This is a genomic window from Pseudomonas sp. JV449, from assembly GCF_032424295.1.
In the GTDB taxonomy this organism is placed as follows: Bacteria; Pseudomonadota; Gammaproteobacteria; order Pseudomonadales; family Pseudomonadaceae; genus Aquipseudomonas; species Aquipseudomonas marginalis.
This window is the reverse complement of record NZ_VYKD01000005.1, coordinates 493,456-513,410: the sequence shown is the minus strand read 5'-3', so window position 1 is coordinate 513,410 and position 19,955 is coordinate 493,456. Positions and strand designations below refer to the sequence as shown.

The following is a 19,955-nucleotide window of genomic DNA, read 5'->3' as shown; positions in this document are numbered from 1 at the left end:
CAAGGCCCGGGATTGTACCGGGCCTTGGCAAAAACATCAGCCTTGCGACTAAACCTCGCTGAGGTTCTCGCGCAGCTCATAAGCCTGGCGCACCGGGGCAAACGAGCGCCGATGGATCGGCGTTGGGCCGAGACGGGCCAGGGCTTCCAGATGAACGGGCGTCGGATAGCCTTTATGGCCCCCGATGCCGTAGCCGGGGTAAATCAATTCGAAGGCAGCCATTTCACGGTCTCGGCTGACCTTGGCCAGGATCGACGCGGCGGCAATGGCTGGAACCTTGCTATCGCCCTTGACCACCGCCTCAGCCGGCATCGCCAGCTTCGGGCAACGGTTGCCGTCGATCATCGCCAGTTTTGGCGTGATATGCAGGCCTTCAACGGCACGCTGCATGGCCAGCATCGTGGCGTGCAGGATGTTCAATTCGTCGATTTCTTCGACTTCGGCCCGGGCGATATGCCAGCTCAAGGCCTTTTCACAGATTTCGTCGTAGAGTTTTTCACGACGCGCTTCGGTGAGTTTTTTCGAGTCGTTGAGGCCCAGGATCGGGCGGTTCGGATCCAGGATCACGGCCGCCGTCACCACCGCGCCACACAGCGGGCCGCGCCCCACTTCGTCAACGCCGGCCACCAGTTCGTGGGTTTGGGCAACCAGGCTGAAATCCAGGCCTATTTGCGTGCTCATAAAGCTTCCTGTTTTTGGCCGATCAAGGTCAATACGGCGTCGGCCGCCTGGTTCGATGCATCACGGCGCAGGGTGCGGTGAATGTCGTCAAAACCGCGGGTCTGTTCTTCGCCGCCGTCGATCAAGGGTAGTAGGGTTTGCGCGAGGGCTTCGGGCGTTGCATCGTCCTGCAACAACTCCGGCACCAACAGACGCTGGGCCAGCAAGTTGGGCAAGGAGATGTAGGGACTTTTGACCATGCGCTTGAGAATCCAGAAAGTCAGTGGCGCCAGGCGATAGGCCACGACCATCGGGCGCTTGTAGAGCAGGGCCTCCAAGGTCGCGGTACCTGAAGCGATCAGCACCGCATCACAGGCCGCCAGGGCCAGGTGCGACCGACCGTCGAGCAGGGTCAATGGCAGATTGCGACCGACCAGCAGTGTCTCGATTTGTGCACGCCGTTGCGGGCTGGCGCAGGGCAACACGAACCGTACCCCGGGCTTCAAGGCTTGAAGGCGCTCGGCAGCATCGAAAAACACGCTGGCAAGACGGCCCACTTCGCCGCCTCGACTGCCCGGCATCAGCGCAACGAGCGGGCCTTCGGGCAACCCCAGTTCGGCACGCGCGGCTGCGCGGTCAGCCTGCAAAGGAATGCTGTCGGCCAGGGTATGCCCGACAAACCTTACCGGCACGCCCTTCTCCTCGTAGAACCTGGCTTCGAACGGCAACAGGGTCAACATCAGGTCGCAGCCTTCGCGGATCTTCAACACACGCTTCTGCCGCCACGCCCACACAGAGGGGCTGACGTAGTGCACGGTCTTGATCCCGGCCTGACGCAACTTGAGTTCGATATTGAGGGTGAAGTCCGGCGCATCGATGCCGATAAAGACATCGGGCTTTTCTTCGATCAACGTCTGGATCAGCAGCTTGCGACGAGCCAGGAGCTCACGCAGGCGACCCAGCACCTCGACCAGGCCCATGACCGACAGACGCTCCATAGGGAAGTACGACGTCAGGCCTTCGGCCTGCATCAGCGGGCCGCCGACGCCGATAAACTCCACCGCAGGGTGCCGGGCCTTGAGTGCCCGCATCAGACCTGCGCCCAAAATGTCGCCGGAAGCTTCTCCGGCCACCAGCGCGATACGCAGAGTAGCCATGATCAGCGGGTGATGCCGCGGGTCGACGCCTGGATCGAGTCACGGAACACCGCGACTTCCGGAAACAACGCTGCCGGCTCGGCCAGTTGGATCAACGCCTGGTCCACCGTCAGCCCCTGACGGTAGACCACCTTGTAGGCGCGGCGCAGGGCGTGGATCGCCTCTTCGCTGAAGCCACGACGGCGCATGCCTTCGAAGTTCATGCTGCGGGCTTCGGCCGGGTTGCCGAACACCGTGACGAACGCCGGAACGTCCTTGCCGATGGCAGTGCCCATGCCGGAAAAGCTGTGGGCGCCGATATGGCAATACTGATGCACCAGGGTAAAACCGGACAGGATCGCCCAATCGTCAACGTGTACATGGCCAGCCAACGCGGTGTTGTTGACCAGGATGCAGTGGTTGCCGATCACGCTGTCATGACCGATATGGGCATAGGCCATGACCAGGTTGTGATCACCCAGCGTGGTCTCGGCACGATCCTGCACGGTGCCACGGTGAATGGTCACGCCTTCACGGATGATGTTGTGATCACCGATTACCAGGCGGGTTTCTTCACCCTTGTACTTCATGTCCGGGGTGTCTTCGCCTACCGAGGAAAACTGGTAGATGCGGTTATGTTTGCCAATGCGGGTCGGACCCTTGAGGATCACGTGCGGCCCGATGACAGTCCCCTCGCCGATTTCCACACCTGCGCCGATGATCGACCAGGGGCCGACCTCAACGTCGGCGGCCAGTACGGCCGACGGATCGATGATTGCGCGAGGGTCAATCAAACTCATAGTTTGCGTTCCGCACAGATGATCTCGGCAGAGCAAACCGGCTTGCCATCTACCGAGGCCTGGCATTCGAACTTCCAGATCTGGCGCTTGCAGCTGATGAACTTGGCTTCCAGGATCAACTGGTCACCCGGGGTAACCGGGTTGCGAAAGCGCAACTTGTCGGAGCCGACGAAATAGTAAAGCGTGCCGTCGGCAGGCTTGAGGTCGAGCATTTTGAAACCAAGGATACCGGCAGCCTGGGCCATTGCTTCGATGATCAATACGCCCGGCATGATGGGATGCGCGGGAAAGTGACCGTTGAAGAACGGTTCGTTGATGCTGACATTCTTGTAGGCACGAATGCGCTTTTCCTCAACATTGAGGTCCACTACACGGTCCACCAGCAGGAACGGGTAACGGTGAGGCAGGTATTCGCGAATCTCGTTGATGTCCATCATTTCGGGGGGAAGCCTGTAATAAAGATTGGGGGCGGGCGACTAAACGCACGCCCCGCTAGCAAATCAAGGAGGCAGTCTAGCGGCTGTGCACACTTGATATGGAAATGGTATCAGCCTTCTGATGAAGCATTACCGCCAGGGGTCACGTCCCCAACACGCTTTTCCAGCTGTTTGAGACGTCGAGCCATGTCGTCGAGCTGCCTCAAACGTGCTGCGCTCTTGCGCCATTCAGCTGCGGGCTGCATGGCGGTACCAGATGAGTAGGCCCCCGGTTCGGTAATCGAGTGGGTCACCATGGTCATACCGGTGATGAAAACGTTGTCGCAAATATCGATATGCCCCACCAGCCCTACGCCACCGGCGAGCATGCAATGCTTGCCGATCCGGGTGCTGCCGGAAATGCCTACACACGCGGCCATGGCGGTGTGATCGCCAATCTGCACGTTGTGGGCGATCTGGATCTGGTTGTCGAGCTTCACGCCGTTACCGATCACGGTATCGGCCAGGGCTCCGCGATCGACAGCCGTGTTGACACCGATTTCCACGTCGTCGCCGATCAATACACCGCCGACCTGGGCAATCTTGTGCCAGACGCCCTTGGCGTTGGCAAAACCGAAGCCTTCACCACCGATCACGGCACCCGACTGAATGACCACACGTTCACCGATGCGCACGTCGTGGTACAGGGTCACGCGAGGTGCCAGCCAACCGTCGGCGCCGATTACACAGCGAGCGCCGATAAAGCAATGCGCACCGACCGTTACACCGGCCGCGATGCGTGCACCGCTCTCGATCACCGCAAACGCACCGATGCTGGCCGCAGGGTCAACCTGGGCATCATCGGCGATAACCGCAGACGGATGAACACCACCTGCTGCCTTGGGCTTCGGGTCGAACAGATGCGACGCCTTTGCGTACGACAGGTAGGGGTCAGCCACTACCAGGGCATCCCCGGCATAACTCTCGGCGTCAGCGGCCTTCAGCAACACGGCTGCGGCCTGGCAGTCGACCAGGTATTTACGGTATTGGGGGTTTGCGAGGAAGCTCAACTGAGCTGGGCCAGCCTCCTGCAAGGTGGCTAGCCCAGTAATTTCCTTCTCCGGGGAACCACGCAAGGTGGCTCCCAGGAACTCGGCCAACTCGCCGAGCTTGATAGTCGCGGTCATGGCTTACTTCAGCTGGTTCATGCGCTCGATCACCTGACGGGTGATGTCGTATTGAGGCTTGACGTCAATCACTGCGCCACGCTCGAACACCAGGTCAAAGGCACCTTTCTTGATGACTTCTTCCACGGCGCTGTCGAGTTTAGGCTTCAGCTGTTTCAGCATTTCACGGTCGGCAACAGCCTTGGCTTCGTTCAGCTCCTTGGATTGGAACTGGTAGTCACGGGCCTTTTGCTTGAACTCAAGCTCCAGACGCTCGCGCTCGCCTTGCTGCATCTTGTCGCCACCCGCTACCAGACGGTCCTGGATACCCTTGGCGCTGCTTTCCAACGTCTTGAGCTTGGTCAGTTGCGGACCGAATTTTTTCTCGGCATCCACGGCGTATTTCTTGGCCGCATCGGATTCCAGCAGGGCCATCTGATAGTTCAGGACGGCGATTTTCATTTCGGCGAAGGCCGGGGTGGCTACCAGCACGGTGGCCAGCAGAACCAATTGAGTCAACTTACGCACGATGTACTCCTACAGAATCCGTTGTCGTTATCTTGGGTCAGACGCTTAGAACGTCTGGCCGAGGGAGAATTGGAAAATCTGGGTTTCAGCGTTATCCGGTTTCTTGATCGGCATGGCCAGAGCAAAGCTCAACGGGCCAAGCGCAGTCACCCAGGTCACACCGACACCCACCGAGCTCGCCAGGTTGCTGAGGCTCACGTCGTTGCACTCAGTCCGTGACTTCACGCCGCTTGGGTTGGTGATCTGTTCGCACTTGGAGTCGAAAACGTTACCCACATCCCAGAAGACCGAAGTACGCAGGGACCGCTGATCCTTGACGAACGGCAGCGGGAACAGGATTTCCGCACCACCCTGGATCAACACGTTACCACCGAATGGCAGCGGGTCGTTGTCGGAGTCAGCTACGGTGCCCTGGTTACCGGTCACACCAACGCCACGGCTCGGTGTACCACGTGGACCCAGGGTGCTGTCCTTGAAGCCCCGCACGGAGTTGAAGCCACCCGCGTAGTAGTTCTCGTAGAACGGCAGCCCATTGGTGGAACCATAACCGTCGCCATAACCCAGCTCGGTGTGCAGGCGCATGGTGTAGTTATCGCTCAGCGGCTGGAACAACTGGCCACGGTAGTCGAGCTTGAAGAACGACAGGTCGCTGCCCGGCGTCGTTGCTTCCAGCGTCAGGCTCTGGGAATGGCCACGGGTGGCAAGCACGCCTTTGTTCAGGGTCGACTCGGACCAGCCGGCGGACGCCTTGAAGTTCAGGAACTTGTCGCCTTCCTTGCGAGTGAAGTCGAAGATCTCGTCCACGGTGTACACACCGGTCTTGATCTCATCCTGTTGCGCAGTCAGGCCGAAGGTCAGGCGCGAGGTCTCGCTGATCGGGTAACCGATGTTGGCGCCTACGCCCAGGCTGTCGATTGCATAGCTGGCTACGTCGACGTCAAGGTCTTTGTAGTCGGTGGTGCGATAGAAGGCGTTGTAGCCCAGGCTGACACCGTCCGCGGTCCAGTAGGGGTCGACATAACCGAAGTTATAACGGCTCTGGTATTCGCTTCGGGTCAGGCCGATGGACACCTTGTTACCGGTACCCAGGAAGTTGTTCTGGGTGATGGAACCACCGAGGATCAGGCCGGCACTCTGTGCGAAACCGACACTGGCGGTGATCGAACCCGACGCTTGCTCTTCCACGGCGTAGTTCACGTCAACCTGGTCATCCACACCCGGTACGGCTGGCGTTTCGACGTTCACTTCCTTGAAGAAGCCCAGGCGCTCAAGACGGGTCTTGGACTGGTCGATCAGGTAAGTCGATGCCCAGCCACCTTCCATCTGGCGCATTTCGCGGCGCAGCACTTCGTCCGCGGACTTGGTGTTGCCACGGAAGTTGATGCGGTTCACGTAGGCACGCTTGCCTGGGTCGACGACAAAGGTGATGTCCACGGTGTGGTCTTCATCGTGGGGGGTAGGCACGCCGTTGACGTTGGCGAAGGTATAGCCTTCGTTACCCAGGCGACGGGTGATCAGTTCGGACGTGGTGGTCATCAGCTTGCGCGAGAACACCTGGTCTTTCTGCACCAGCAACAGGGCCTTGACCTGGTCTTCAGGCACTTTCAAGTCGCCGCTGAGCTTCACGTCACGAACCTTGTACTTCTCGCCTTCGTTGACGTTGACAGTAATGTAGACGTGCTTCTTGTCCGGGGTGATGGACACCTGGGTCGAAGCGATATCCATGTTGATATAGCCACGGTCCAGGTAGTAGGAACGCAGGCGTTCCAGGTCACCGGAGAGTTTTTCGCGGGCGTACTTGTCATCGTTCTTGAAGAACGACAACCAGTTGGTGGTCTTGAGCTCGAACAGGTCGATCAGGTCTTCATCAGCGAACTTGGTGTTGCCCACCACGTTGATGTGCTGAATGGCCGCCACGGTACCTTCGTTGATGTTGACCTTGAGGCCGACACGGTTACGAGGCTGCGGCACGACTTCCGTTTCCACGGTCGCGGAGTAGCGACCCTGGGCAACGTACTGGCGCTGCAGTTCGTTACGCACACCTTCAAGGGTGGCGCGCTGGAAGATCTCGCCCTCGGCCAGGCCGGATTGCTTCAAGCCTTTCATCAGGTCTTCAGTGGAGATCGCCTTGTTGCCTTCGATCTCGATACTGGCGACGGAGGGTCGCTCGACGACGGTGATGACCAGGACGTTACCTTCGCGACCCAGTTGGATGTCTTGAAAGAACCCGGTTTTGAACAGCGCACGAGTGGATTCCACCAGGCGACGGTCATCAGCCTGTTCCCCGACGTTCAACGGCAAGGCACCAAAGACACTACCCGCGGAAACCCGCTGGAGGCCGTTGACGCGAATATCGGAGATGGTGAAGGACTCGGCGTGAACTTCGGCGATCATCAATACGGTGAGAACCGCAGTTAGCAGCAGACGTTTCATGAAGTCCTTTCTTATTCCAACTGGCAATAAACAAACTGCCGCAAAATGCGGCAGATTCGCAATTCAGCGAAGCGTTACAGTCGACCCAGATCGTTGACCAAGGCTAATAACATCACCCCGACCACCAAGCTGATACCGATCTGTATCCCCCAACCCTGCACCCGATCCGACAAGGGGCGACCACGCACCCACTCGACCAGATAAAACAACAGATGCCCCCCATCCAATACTGGAATGGGCAGCAAATTCAGAACACCCAGGCTGATACTCAGATAAGCCAGGAAATTCAGGAAATCCGCGACACCCGACTGGGCAGAAGCGCCCGCCACTTTAGCAATGGTTATCGGTCCACTCAAGTTTTTTACCGAGAGCTCGCCGAACAACATTTTCTTGAGGGATTCGAGGGTCAGCACACTCATGGTCCAGGTGCGTTTTGCACCCTCGCCAATGGCGGCCAGCGGCCCGAAACTGACCTCACGCACCATCGAGGGCGGCCACTCCGGACTCTTGACGCCTGCACCCAGGTAACCCCCGGCCGCCTTGGCTTCCCCACGTACCGCCAGGGTCACGGGGACGTCAATTTGAGCACCGTCACGCTCAATTTTCAGCACAATCCTTGTATCAGGGCGTACGCGCACCAGGTCGACTACCTGCTGCCACTCACCCAACGCCTGGCCATCGAGGGCCAGCAAGCGATCGCCGGTTTTCAGACCCGCGGCCTGGGCCGGACCCTTCGGATCCAGCTCGGCAAGCACTGGCGGCAGCGCAGGACGCCATGGACGGATGCCCAGGGACTTGATCGGATCAGGCTCGTCAGCGCCCTTGAGCCAATGGTCCAAGGCCAACGTGCGCGGGGTCTCGGCACTGGAATCCTGCTCACGCACCACGACGTTGACGGTGCCGCTTTCACCCAAACGACGTACCAGCTGCAAATTGACTGCGCCCCAACCCGTCGTCGGCTCACCATCAATGGAAACAATTTCCTGCCCTGCGACCAGACCTGCCTTGGCGGCGATACTGTCCGCCTCGACCGCGCCGATGACAGGACGCACCTGCTCGCTGCCGAGCATGGCCAGGACCCAGAAAAACAGCATCGCCAGGAGGAAGTTGGCGATCGGACCGGCCGCAACAATGGCGATACGCTGACGAACGGTCTTGCGATTGAAGGATTGGTCCACCTGATCGGCCGGCACTTCGCCTTCACGCTCATCGAGCATCTTGACATAGCCACCCAACGGGATGGCCGCGATCACGAACTCGGTGCCGTGCCGGTCGTGCCAGCGAACCAGCGGCATGCCGAAGCCGACGGAAAAGCGCAGTACCTTGACGCCGCAACGACGTGCCACCCAGAAGTGGCCGAATTCGTGGAAGGTAACCAGCACACCCAGAGCAACCAGGGTGCCGACAATCATGTAAAGCGCACTCATCTAATTTCTCCGCATTCCAATCCAGTGCCCCAAGGCTCAATCGCGCCCACAAGACTAACGCGCGTTGCGGTCCAACCATTGCTCGGCCAAGGCGCGCGCCTTGGTGTCCGCCTCGAATACCGCGCCGAGGTCGTTCACCGCGACCACGGGCTCAAGACTCAGGACGTCCTCGATGATACTCGCGATCTGCGGAAAGCGGATGCGCCGTTTGAGAAACGCCGCCACGGCCACTTCATTCGCCGCATTGAGCATCGCCGGCGCGCTGTTACCCGCCTCCGCGGCCTCACGTGCCAGACGCAGGCACGGAAAACGTTGCTCGTCCGGCGCCTCGAAGTCCAAGCGGGCAATGGCAAACAGATCCAGTGGCGCCACGCCGGAATCAATTCGCTCCGGCCAGGCCAGGGCATTGGCGATCGGGGTGCGCATATCCGGATTGCCCAATTGGGCCAATACCGAGCCATCCACGTAGTCGACCAGTGAATGAATCACACTTTGCGGGTGAATCACCACCTCGACCTGATCCGGTCGCGCATCGAACAACCAGCAGGCTTCGATCAACTCCAGGCCTTTATTCATCATGCTTGCCGAGTCCACGGAGATCTTGCGCCCCATCGACCAGTTAGGATGAGCGCACGCCTGGTCCGGAGACACCTGCTCCAACTCCCCCAAGGGAGTTTGCCGGAAAGGACCACCCGACGCGGTCAGCAGAATCCGACGCACACCCACCTGGCCCAGGCCGCGAGCAAAGTCGCCGGGCATGCATTGGAAGATCGCATTGTGTTCACTGTCGAGGGGCAGCAGTACGGCGCCGCTCTTGCGCACCGCCTGCATGAAGAGCGCGCCGGACATCACCAACGCTTCTTTGTTGGCCAGCAGGATTTTCTTGCCCGCATCCACGGCAGCCAAGGTCGGACGCAAGCCGGCGGCACCGACGATAGCGGCCACCACCGTATCCACCTCGGCATCGGCCGAGACCTGGCACAACCCCTCCTCCCCCACCAGCACCTGAGTGGCCAGCCCGGCAGCCCGCAGATCATCCTGCAGGCTCCGTGCCGCCGAACGCCCGGGCACCACGGCAAAGCGCGGCACGTGACGCACGCACAGTGCCAGCAGTTCGCTGAGGCGGGTGAACCCGGTCAGGGCAAACACTTGATAGCGGTCAGGATGACGAGCGATCACATCCAGGGTGCTCAACCCTACCGAGCCGGTTGCACCCAGCACGGTCACTTGTTGCAGGCGGCTCACGAAGCGGTCATCCACAACAGCACGGCAAAGATCGGGATGGCTGCGGTAAGGCTATCGATACGATCCAGCACCCCGCCATGACCCGGCAGCAGGTTGCTGCTGTCCTTGATCCCGGCCTGGCGCTTGAACATGCTTTCGGTGAGATCACCGACCACCGAGATAAATACGACGATGGCCGTGCCCAGCAGGGCCAGGAAGATTTCCTTCGCCGACCAGTCGCGCACCAGACCCACCACAAGCGTGATCACCAGCGTCAACGCCAGGCCGCCATACACGCCTTCCCAACTCTTGCCCGGACTGACTGACGGCGCCAGCTTGCGCTTGCCGAATGCCCGGCCAGAGAAGTAGGCGCCGATGTCTGCGCCCCAGACCAGCACCATCACCGCCATGATCAGCCAGTTACCCATCGGCGAATTCTTGATCTCCACCAGCCCTTGCCAGGCAGGCAACAGAATCAACAAGCCAATCACCAGCTTGCTGGCGACACTGGACCACTGGCCACTACTGCGCGGAAAAGTCAGCACCAGGTAGGTCGCAAGCGCCCACCACAGCACCGCTGCCCCCAACACCCAGGGCACGATAATGCTCGACAGGGTATGCATCAGAAACAGCAGTACCGCCACCACAAGGGCATACGCCACACGCGGCAGCTGCGCATTGAAACCTGCCAATCGCGCCCATTCCCAGGCACCCAGGGTGACCACCAGGCCGATAAACAGCGCAAAGCCGGAGCCATCCAGCAGGAAAAACCCGCACAAGGCAATCGGCAACAGTATCAGTGCTGTGATGATTCGTTGTTTAAGCATTTAAACCCGGGCTCCAGCTTCGATCTGCTCACTCGTTTTACCGAAGCGACGCTGACGGGAAGCGAAATCGGCCAGCGCAGTGCGCATGGCATCGTGTTTGAAGTCCGGCCAGAACAGGTCGGAGAAGTACAGCTCGGTATAGGCCAATTGCCATAAGAGGAAATTGCTGATGCGATGCTCACCACCGGTACGGATACACAAGTCAGGCAACGGCAGGTCGCCGGTCACCAGGCAGGTCTGTAACAGTTCAGGCGTGATGTCGTCCGGCCGCAGATGACCGGCCTGCACTTCGCGGGCCAGTCGCTGCGCAGCCTGGGCAATGTCCCACTGGCCACCGTAATTGGCGGCGATTTGCAGCACAAAGCGGTCAGTGCCGGCAGTGATCGCCTCGGCTTCACGCATGGCCGCCTGCAGTTCCGGGTGAAAGCGCGAGCGGTCGCCGATGATGCGCAGGCTGATGTTGTTGTCATTCAGGCGCTTGGCCTCACGACGCAGGGCCTTGAAGAACAGATCCATCAAGGCACTGACTTCTTCGGCGGGCCGCTGCCAGTTTTCACTGGAGAACGCGAACAGGGTCAATACCTCGACCTTGGCCTCGGCACACACCTCGATCACGGCCCGTACCGCATCGACACCCGCCTTATGCCCGGCAACACCCGGCATAAAACGCTTCTTCGCCCAGCGATTATTCCCATCCATGATGATCGCGACATGGCGCGGCACCACGGAGGGCACAGTCTGCTTGGTCTTTTCCATGAAGGCGTCCTGACCCCTTATACGGCCATCAGGTCCTTTTCTTTTTCTTCGGTTGCCTGGGTGATCTTCGCCTCGGCTTCCTTGGTCAGCTTGTCGATATCGGCGACGGCACGACGCTCTTCGTCTTCGCTGATTTCCTTGTCCTTGACCAACTTCTTCAGCTCGCCCAAGGCATCACGACGAATGTTACGCACTGCAACACGCGCATCTTCAGCCGCGCTGCGGGCCTGCTTGGTGAAGCCCTTGCGGGTTTCTTCAGTCAGGGCCGGCATGGAGATCAACAGCAACTCACCCAGGTTGGTCGGGTTGAGGTTCAGGCCGGCGCTCTGGATGGCCTTGTCGACTGCAGCGAGCATGTTGCGCTCGAAAGCCACGACCTGCAGGGTGCGCGAATCCTTTACGGTAACGTTGGCCACGCCGCTCAGCGGGGTATCAGCGCCGTAATAAGGCACCATCACGCTGCCCAGGATGCTCGGGTGCGCCTTGCCGGTACGAATCTGGCCAAATGCGTGGCTCAGAGACTCCAGGGATTTCTGCATACGCGCTTGGGCGTCTTTCTTGATTTCGTTGATCATTGTTGGCCTTCCTCGATCAGAGTCCCTTCCGCGCCGCCGTGTACGATATTCAGCAGGGCACCGGGCTTGTTCATGTTAAATACGCGCAGCGGCATCTTGTGGTCGCGGCACAGGCAAATAGCCGTCAGGTCCATCACGCCCAGCTTGCGATCCAGCACTTCATCGTAGGTCAGATGATCGAACTTCTCGGCATGCGGGTCTTTGAATGGGTCTGCGGTGTACACACCATCTACCTTGGTCGCCTTGAGCACCACGTCGGCATCGATCTCGATGGCGCGCAGGCAAGCAGCCGAGTCCGTGGTGAAGAACGGGTTGCCGGTACCGGCAGCGAAGATCACCACCTCTTTAGCGTTCAGGTGGCGCATGGCTTTGCGACGATCATAGTGATCGGTCACACCCACCATGGAAATAGCCGACATCACGATAGCCGAGATATTGGCACGCTCCAGGGCGTCACGCATGGCCAGGGCGTTCATCACAGTGGCCAGCATGCCCATGTGGTCGCCGGTGACCCGATCCATGCCGGCCGCACTCAGTGCTGCGCCGCGGAACAGGTTACCGCCACCGATCACCAGGCCGACCTGTACGCCGATGCCGACCAACTGGCCGACTTCCAGCGCCATGCGGTCGAGTACCTTGGGGTCGATCCCGAACTCTTCCGAGCCCATCAGGGCCTCGCCGCTAAGCTTGAGTAGAATGCGTTTATAGCGAGCCTGATAACCACTGCCCTGCTGAGCCATTGCGAATCTCTCCTGCGGCGTATTTTTAAAAAATTCTTGGCGAGCCGTTTACGGCTTGCGTTCACTCTAGCTGGACGCTCTCACAGCGCCATCGGAACACGGCTTTGTAAGCCAGTTCCGAGGGTAAGCCAAATTAAATCGGCCTGCCCATTTGAAAAGAGGCTGCGCGCGTGAGCGGGCAGCCTCTTTCGGGCGACAGTTAAAAACTGTCTTATTGCTTGGCGGCAGCCAGCTGGGCAGCAACTTCTTCAGCGAAGTTGTCGACCGGCTTCTCGATGCCTTCGCCTACCTTGAAGTAAGTGAAGGAAACGATTTCAGCACCGGCTTTCTTGGCCAGTTCGCCAACCTTGACTTCAGGGTTCTTGACGAACGCCTGCTCAACCAGGCTTGCTTCGGCCAGGAACTTGCTGATACGGCCCTTGACCATGTTCTCAACAATGTTTTCTGGCTTGCCTTTGATTTTTTCTTCGTTCAGCTGCAGGAACACAGCTTTTTCACGCTCGATCGCTTCGGCAGAAACTTCCGAAGGCAGCAGGAACTCAGGGTTGCTGGCCGCTACGTGCATAGCGATGTCTTTGGCCAGCTCAACGTTGCCGCCTTTCAGGACCACTGCAACGCCGATCTTGTTGCCGTGCAGGTAACCACCGACAACATCACCTTCAACGCGTACCAGGCGACGGATGTTGACGTTTTCGCCAACCTTGCCGACCAGTACCAGGCGATCAGCTTCTTGAGCGGCGATCAGCGGAGCGACGTCAGTCAGCTTGTCGGCGAACGCTTTTTCAACGCTGGCAGCAACAAATGCCTTGAAGTCGTCCTGCAGGGCCAGGAAGTCGGTCTGGGAGTTCACTTCCAGCAGAACAGCAGATTTGCCGTCTTCTTTCAGAGCGATAGCGCCTTCAGCAGCCACGTTGCCTGCTTTCTTGGCAGCCTTGATGGCGCCGGAAGCACGCATGTCATCAATGGCTTTTTCGATGTCGCCGTCAGCCTTTTCCAGGGCTTTCTTGCAATCCATCATGCCTTCGCCGGTACGCTCACGCAGTTCTTTAACCAACGCTGCAGTAATTGCTGCCATTTTCAAATTCCTCTTGGATAGGTTTTCAACCATTCCACCCGATCGAACGGGGGATCAATTCTTCCCGAACCACCCTTGTTAGCCGCTGCACGTTACAGGTGATGTAGCTGCGCTGCTGACAAATGGTTTTCGAGGTGGCAAAAAGGGGGCCAAGCCCCCTTTTTGCTTACTGAGTCAACGCCAGGGCGTCAATTACTCAGCTGCGGCTACCGGAGCTTCTTCAACGAACTGCTCGGTGCCACCAGCAACGTGGTTGCGACCACGGATGACAGCGTCAGCCATCGAACCCATGTACAGCTGGATGGCGCGGATGGCGTCATCGTTGCCTGGGATGATGTAGTCAACGCCTTCCGGGCTGCTGTTGGTATCGACTACGCCGATAACAGGAATGCCCAGCTTGTTGGCTTCGGTGATCGCGATGCGCTCGTGATCAACGTCGATAACGAACAGTGCGTCAGGCAGACCGCCCATGTCCTTGATACCACCCAGGGAACGATCGAGCTTTTCCAGGTCACGAGTGCGCATCAGCGCTTCTTTCTTGGTCAGCTTGGCGAAAGTACCGTCTTCGGCCTGCACTTCAAGGTCACGCAGACGCTTGATGGAAGCACGGATGGTTTTGAAGTTGGTCAGCATGCCGCCCAACCAGCGGTGATCGACGTACGGCGAACCGCAACGTGCTGCTTCTTCAGCAACGATCTTGCCAGCGGAACGCTTGGTGCCGACGAACAGGATCTTGTTTTTGCCCTGGGCCAGGCGCTCTACGAAAGTCAGAGCTTCGTTGAACATTGGCAGGGTTTTTTCAAGGTTGATGATGTGGATCTTGTTACGCGCGCCGAAAATGTACTTACCCATTTTCGGGTTCCAGTAACGGGTCTGGTGACCGAAGTGCACACCGGCCTTCAGCATATCGCGCATGTTGACTTGGGACATGATAGTTCCTTAATAAGTCGGGTTTGGCCTCCACGTATCCCAATGACCAACCAGCGGCATCAAGGCCTCCGGCACCCAGGTCATCGTGTCGACACGTGTGTGGATTTAAGCTTTTCGGGGTATCCCCGGAAAGCGGCGCATTTTATACCACACGAAGGGCGAAAACGAAACACGCAATCACATTTGGCGTGGGCGACCTTTACGCAACCCTTTGAATAGAGCCGATATAACCCCATTTGATAGAGAGAAGCGATCGTCGGGGGCTCATGATTTGCCGCCCGCGTCTGTTAGAATCGCGTTTTTTGGCGCTTGTGCGAACTCTGCAACCTTTTGTCGCACGCCCGTAAACCGTATTGATTTCAGCGCATCGCGCTAGAGAGAGCCTGTATGACCGTTAGTTTGAAAACCGCCGAAGACATCGCCGGCATGCGCATTGCCGGCAAACTGGCTGCCGACGTGCTGGAAATGATCGCCGAGCACGTCAAGCCCGGCGTTACCACGGAAACCCTGAACCAGATCTGCCACGACTATATAGTCAATGTGCAGGGCGCCATTCCTGCGCCGCTGAACTACAAGGGCTTCCCCAAGTCGATCTGTACTTCGGTCAATCACGTGGTCTGCCACGGGATTCCGGGCGACAAGCCGTTGAAGGACGGCGACACCCTGAACATCGACGTCACCGTGATCAAGGACCGCTACTTCGGCGACACCAGCCGCATGTTCCACGTCGGCACCGTGCCGGTGTGGGCCGAGCGCCTGTCCCAGGTCACCCAGGAATGCATGTACAAGGCCATCGAGATCGTCAAGCCTGGCTGCCGCCTGGGCGACATCGGTGAAGTGATCCAGAAGCACGCCGAAAAGAACGGTTTCTCGGTGGTGCGCGAATTCTGCGGCCACGGTATCGGCACGGTCTTCCACGAAGAACCGCAGATCCTGCACTACGGCCGCGCCGGCACCGGCATGGAGCTCAAGGCAGGCATGACCTTTACCATCGAGCCGATGATCAACCAGGGCAAGGCCGACACCAAGGTGCTGGGCGACGGCTGGACCGCCATCACCAAGGACCGCAAGCTCTCGGCCCAGTGGGAACACACCCTGCTGGTCACCGAGACCGGCTACGAGATCTTCACCCTGCGCGCCGACGACACGATCCCACGCGTTTCGGCGTGAAGGGCTGCCAAGGTTTTCCCAAACTGTGTTGTGACTGACTGATAGATAGAAAGGAAAGCCGATCAATGCCCCAGGTGGATCCCGAACTCTTCGACCGTGGCCAGTTCCAGGCCGAGCTGGCACTGAAAGCGAGCCCCATCGCCGCATTCAAAAAGGCGATCCGCCAGGCCCGCGAGGTGCTCGACGAGCGCTTTCGCAGCGGCCGGGACATCCGCCGGCTGATCGAAGACCGCGCCTGGTTCGTCGATAACATCCTGCAAAAAGCCTGGGAACAGTTCAGTTGGAGCGAAGACGCCGATATTGCCCTGGTGGCGGTCGGCGGCTACGGTCGTGGCGAGCTGCACCCGTACTCCGACATCGACCTGCTGATCCTGCTGGACAGCGCCGACCATGAGATCTTTCGCGACTCCATCGAGCGCTTTCTGACACTGCTGTGGGACATCGGCCTGGAAGTCGGCCAGAGCGTGCGCTCGGTGGATGAGTGCGCCGAAGAGGCCCGCGCCGACCTGACCGTCATCACCAACCTGATGGAAAGCCGCACCATCGCCGGCCCCGAGCGCCTGCGCCAGCGCATGCTCGAAGTCACCAGCACCGCGCACATGTGGCCGAGCAAGGATTTCTTCCTGGCCAAGCGTGCCGAGCAGAAGGCCCGGCACCACAAGTACAACGACACCGAATACAACCTCGAACCCAACGTCAAAGGCTCGCCGGGCGGGTTGCGCGACATCCAGACGATTCTGTGGGTCGCACGTCGCCAATACGGCACCCTGAACCTGCGCGCCCTGGCCGGCGAAGGCTTCCTGGTAGAGAGCGAAAATGCCCTGCTGGCGTCGTCCCAGGAATTCCTGTGGAAAGTGCGCTACGCCCTGCACATGCTCGCCGGGCGCTCCGAAGATCGCCTGCTGTTCGACCACCAGCGCTCCATCGCCACCCTGCTGGGGTTTGAAGGCGAAGACGCGAAGACCAGCATCGAAAGCTTCATGCAGCAGTACTACCGGGTGGTCATGAGCATTGCCCAGCTCAGCGACCTGATCATCCAGCATTTCGAAGAAGTGATCCTCGCTCCGGAAGACGAAGCACCGCCGCAGCCGATCAATTCGCGCTTCCAACTGCACGACGGCTATATCGAGGCACGCAACGACAACGTGTTCCGCCGCACTCCGTTCGCCATGCTGGAAATCTTCGTGCTGATGGCCCAGCAGCCGGAAATCAAGGGCGTACGCGCCGACACCATCCGCCTGCTGCGGGAAAACCGTCACCTGATCGACGACGACTTTCGCAACGACATTCGCAACACCAGCCTGTTTATCGAGCTGTTCAAGTGCAAGATCGGCATCCACCGCAACCTGCGGCGCATGAACCGCTATGGCATCCTCGGGCGTTACCTGCCGGAGTTCGGGTTTATCGTCGGGCAGATGCAGCACGACCTGTTCCACATCTACACCGTGGACGCCCACACCCTCAACCTGATCAAGCACTTGCGCAAGTTGCAGTACACCCAGGTATCAGAGAAATTCCCGCTGGCCAGCAAGCTCATGGCCAAGCTGCCCAAGCCGGAGTTGATCTACCTCGCCGGCCTGTACCACGACATCGGCAAGGGCCGGCATGGCGACCACTCGGAAATCGGCGCGGTGGATGCCGAGGCGTTCTGCCAGCGCCACCAGTTGCCACTGTGGGACAGCCGCCTGATCGTGTGGCTGGTGCAGAACCACCTGGTGATGTCGACCACTGCCCAGCGCAAGGACTTGTCCGACCCGCAGGTGATCCACGACTTCGCCGGGATCGTCGGCGATGAAACCCGCCTCGACTACCTGTACGTGCTGACCGTCTCCGACATCAACGCCACCAACCCGACCCTGTGGAACTCCTGGCGCGCCAGCCTGTTGCGCCAGCTCTACACCGAGACCAAGCGCGCGCTGCGCCGTGGCCTGGAAAACCCGGTGGACCGCGAAGAGCAGATCCGCCGCACCCAAAGCGCCGCCCTGGACATCCTGGTGCGCGGCGGCAACGACCCGGACGACGTCGAGCAGTTGTGGTCGCAATTGGGGGACGATTACTTCCTGCGCCACACCGCCGGCGATGTCGCCTGGCACAGTGACGCGATCCTGCAGCAGCCGGCCGATGGCGGCCCGCTGGTGTTGATCAAGGAAACCACCCAGCGCGAATTCGAAGGCGGCACGCAGATCTTCATCTATGCACCCGACCAGCACGACTTCTTCGCCGTGACCGTGGCGGCCATGGACCAGCTCAACCTGAATATCCATGACGCCCGGGTCATCACCTCCAGCAGCCAGTTCACCCTCGACACCTATATCGTGCTCGACACCGAAGGCGAGTCCATCGGCGATAACCCGGCGCGGGTGAAAAAGATCCGCGAAGGCCTGACCGAAGCCCTGCGTAACCCCGACGACTACCCGACGATCATCCAGCGCCGGGTACCGCGTCAGCTCAAGCACTTTGCCTTTGCGCCCCAGGTGACCATTTCCAACGATGCACAGCGCCCGGTGACCGTACTTGAACTCAGCGCGCCGGACCGACCAGGCCTGCTGGCGCGGATCGGCGGCATTTTCCTGGAATTCGATTTGTCACTGCAGAACGCCAAGATTGCGACCCTCGGCGAGCGGGTGGAGGACGTGTTCTTTATTACCGATGCCGATAACCAGCCGCTGTCCGACCCGGAGCTGTGCCTGCGCTTGCAGGCGGCGATCGTGCAGCAGTTGAGCGTGCCCCAGGAACCCGGTGTCGAGCTGACGCGCCTGACGATTTGATACCAGGAGCGGCCCACCGCTCCCTCCCAGTTTTTAACGCCTTGCACGAGATCCACCGATGAACAACGCCCTGAACCAGCTCCAGCCCTACCCGTTCGAAAAGCTGCGCGCCCTGCTGGGCAGCGTCACGCCGAACCCGGACAAGCGCCCGATCGCGTTGTCCATCGGCGAACCCAAGCACAAATCGCCGCAGTTCGTTGCCGATGCCCTGGCCAACAACCTCGACCAGATGGCGGTCTACCCCACCACCCTGGGCATCCCGGCCTTGCGCGAGGCCATCGGTGGCTGGTGCGAACGCCGCTTCGACGTCCCCAAGGGCTGGCTGGATCCGGCGCGCACTATCCTGCCGGTCAACGGCACCCGTGAAGCGTTGTTCGCCTTCACCCAGACCGTGGTCAACCGGGGCGATGACGCGCTGGTGGTCAGTCCGAACCCCTTCTACCAGATCTACGAAGGCGCCGCGTTCCTGGCCGGGGCCAAGCCGCACTACCTGCCATGCCTGGATGAAAACGGCTTCAACCCGGATTTCGACGCGGTATCGCCAGACATCTGGAAACGCTGCCAGATCCTGTTCCTCTGCTCCCCCGGCAACCCGACCGGTGCACTGATCCCGGTCGACACCCTGAAAAAACTCATCGCCCTGGCCGACGAATATGACTTCGTTATCGCCGCCGACGAATGCTACAGCGAACTGTACTTCGACGAACAAACCCCGCCACCGGGCCTGCTCAGCGCGTGCGTCGAGCTGGGCCGCCAGGACTTCAAGCGTTGCGTGGTGTTCCACAGCCTGTCCAAGCGCTCCAACCTGCCAGGCCTGCGCTCCGGTTTTGTTGCTGGCGACGCCGAGATCCTCAAGGGTTTCCTGCTGTACCGCACTTACCATGGCTGTGCGATGCCGGTGCAAACCCAGCTGGCAAGCATTGCGGCCTGGCAGGACGAGGCCCATGTGCAGGCCAACCGGGACCTGTACCGCGAGAAGTTTGATGCCGTGCTGGCAATCCTCAAGCCGGTGCTGGACGTACAGGCCCCGGACGGCGGCTTCTACCTGTGGCCGAATGTGCAAGGCGATGATGCCGCGTTCTGCCGCGATTTGTTCGTGGAGGAACACGTGACCGTGGTGCCGGGGTCATACCTGTCCCGGGAAGTGGATGGCGTCAACCCCGGAGCTGGCCGTGTGCGCCTGGCGCTGGTTGCACCGCTTGCCGAGTGCGTGGAAGCGGCTGAGCGAATTCGGGACTTCATTCAGCGTCGTCGCTGATCCCAAGGGCCGCTCGCGCGTTCCGGAGCGGCCAACTCAAAGAAAGATCAAGCAACCCTTTGAACG

18 protein-coding genes are annotated in these 19,955 nt (G+C 59.8%); 3 read left to right on the top strand and 15 right to left on the bottom strand.

The genetic code is table 11. The features are described from left to right. Positions 1-48 precede the first annotated feature (48 nt). The 15 genes from rnhB to rpsB form a co-directional block, all read right to left on the bottom strand. A complete protein-coding gene (rnhB, locus tag F6S08_RS07650) occupies positions 49-681 on the bottom strand; it encodes a ribonuclease HII (protein ID WP_027604470.1) in 633 nt (210 codons plus the stop codon). Then, positions 678-1,817 carry a lipid-A-disaccharide synthase gene (gene lpxB, locus F6S08_RS07645; RefSeq protein WP_065926454.1) on the bottom strand — a complete coding sequence of 380 codons (1,140 nt, stop codon included), beginning with the start codon at positions 1,815-1,817 and terminating at the stop codon, positions 678-680. The genes rnhB and lpxB overlap by 4 nt, the downstream gene beginning before the upstream one ends. Positions 1,818-1,819: 2 nt before the next feature. Continuing rightward, positions 1,820-2,596: an acyl-ACP--UDP-N-acetylglucosamine O-acyltransferase gene (gene lpxA, locus F6S08_RS07640; RefSeq protein WP_027604472.1), complete on the bottom strand. Its 777-nt coding sequence runs from the start codon at positions 2,594-2,596 to the stop codon at positions 1,820-1,822. Beyond that, positions 2,593-3,033, bottom strand: coding sequence for a 3-hydroxyacyl-ACP dehydratase FabZ (gene fabZ / locus F6S08_RS07635; RefSeq protein ID WP_003172281.1), 441 nt, complete (start codon positions 3,031-3,033; stop codon positions 2,593-2,595). The genes lpxA and fabZ overlap by 4 nt, the downstream gene beginning before the upstream one ends. Positions 3,034-3,143: 110 nt before the next feature. Further along, positions 3,144-4,199: a UDP-3-O-(3-hydroxymyristoyl)glucosamine N-acyltransferase gene (gene lpxD / locus F6S08_RS07630; protein ID WP_065948794.1), complete on the bottom strand. Its 1,056-nt coding sequence runs from the start codon at positions 4,197-4,199 to the stop codon at positions 3,144-3,146. Between the two features lie 3 nt (positions 4,200-4,202). Beyond that, the gene (locus F6S08_RS07625; RefSeq protein WP_003219314.1) at positions 4,203-4,706 is read right to left on the bottom strand and encodes an OmpH family outer membrane protein; all 504 of its coding nucleotides are present in this window, start codon (positions 4,704-4,706) and stop codon (positions 4,203-4,205) included. A 45-nt stretch (positions 4,707-4,751) separates the two neighbouring features. Beyond that, the gene (gene bamA, locus F6S08_RS07620; RefSeq protein ID WP_053137245.1) at positions 4,752-7,139 is read right to left on the bottom strand and encodes an outer membrane protein assembly factor BamA; all 2,388 of its coding nucleotides are present in this window, start codon (positions 7,137-7,139) and stop codon (positions 4,752-4,754) included. A 74-nt stretch (positions 7,140-7,213) separates the two neighbouring features. Then, positions 7,214-8,566, bottom strand: coding sequence for a sigma E protease regulator RseP (rseP, locus tag F6S08_RS07615; RefSeq protein WP_065926456.1), 1,353 nt, complete (start codon positions 8,564-8,566; stop codon positions 7,214-7,216). A gap of 54 nt (positions 8,567-8,620) precedes the next feature. Next, positions 8,621-9,811 carry a 1-deoxy-D-xylulose-5-phosphate reductoisomerase gene (ispC, locus tag F6S08_RS07610; RefSeq protein WP_315871488.1) on the bottom strand — a complete coding sequence of 397 codons (1,191 nt, stop codon included), beginning with the start codon at positions 9,809-9,811 and terminating at the stop codon, positions 8,621-8,623. Continuing rightward, the gene (locus F6S08_RS07605) at positions 9,808-10,617 is read right to left on the bottom strand and encodes a phosphatidate cytidylyltransferase (RefSeq protein ID WP_065926458.1); all 810 of its coding nucleotides are present in this window, start codon (positions 10,615-10,617) and stop codon (positions 9,808-9,810) included. The genes ispC and F6S08_RS07605 overlap by 4 nt, the downstream gene beginning before the upstream one ends. Continuing rightward, a complete protein-coding gene (gene uppS, locus F6S08_RS07600) occupies positions 10,618-11,373 on the bottom strand; it encodes a polyprenyl diphosphate synthase (RefSeq protein WP_027604478.1) in 756 nt (251 codons plus the stop codon). It lies immediately after the preceding gene. 17 nt (positions 11,374-11,390) lie between these two features. Further along, positions 11,391-11,948: a ribosome recycling factor gene (frr, locus tag F6S08_RS07595; protein WP_065926459.1), complete on the bottom strand. Its 558-nt coding sequence runs from the start codon at positions 11,946-11,948 to the stop codon at positions 11,391-11,393. Further along, positions 11,945-12,688: a UMP kinase gene (gene pyrH / locus F6S08_RS07590; protein ID WP_003172271.1), complete on the bottom strand. Its 744-nt coding sequence runs from the start codon at positions 12,686-12,688 to the stop codon at positions 11,945-11,947. Before pyrH ends, frr begins: the two co-directional genes overlap by 4 nt. A gap of 211 nt (positions 12,689-12,899) precedes the next feature. Then, entirely contained in the window at positions 12,900-13,763 is an 864-nt protein-coding gene (tsf, locus tag F6S08_RS07585) for a translation elongation factor Ts (protein WP_065926460.1), read from the bottom strand. Positions 13,764-13,955: 192 nt separating this feature from the next. Next, positions 13,956-14,693, bottom strand: coding sequence for a 30S ribosomal protein S2 (rpsB, locus tag F6S08_RS07580; RefSeq protein WP_003219330.1), 738 nt, complete (start codon positions 14,691-14,693; stop codon positions 13,956-13,958). A 387-nt stretch (positions 14,694-15,080) separates the two neighbouring features. Between rpsB and map the strand changes: the two genes are divergently transcribed. The 3 genes from map to dapC all read left to right on the top strand — a co-directional run bounded on the left by map (position 15,081) and on the right by dapC (position 19,889). Then, entirely contained in the window at positions 15,081-15,863 is a 783-nt protein-coding gene (map, locus tag F6S08_RS07575; protein WP_012722594.1) for a type I methionyl aminopeptidase, read from the top strand. Between the two features lie 65 nt (positions 15,864-15,928). Then, a complete protein-coding gene (locus tag F6S08_RS07570) occupies positions 15,929-18,631 on the top strand; it encodes a [protein-PII] uridylyltransferase (RefSeq protein WP_027604481.1) in 2,703 nt (900 codons plus the stop codon). A 58-nt stretch (positions 18,632-18,689) separates the two neighbouring features. Then, entirely contained in the window at positions 18,690-19,889 is a 1,200-nt protein-coding gene (gene dapC / locus F6S08_RS07565; RefSeq protein ID WP_065926461.1) for a succinyldiaminopimelate transaminase, read from the top strand. Positions 19,890-19,955 lie beyond the last annotated feature (66 nt).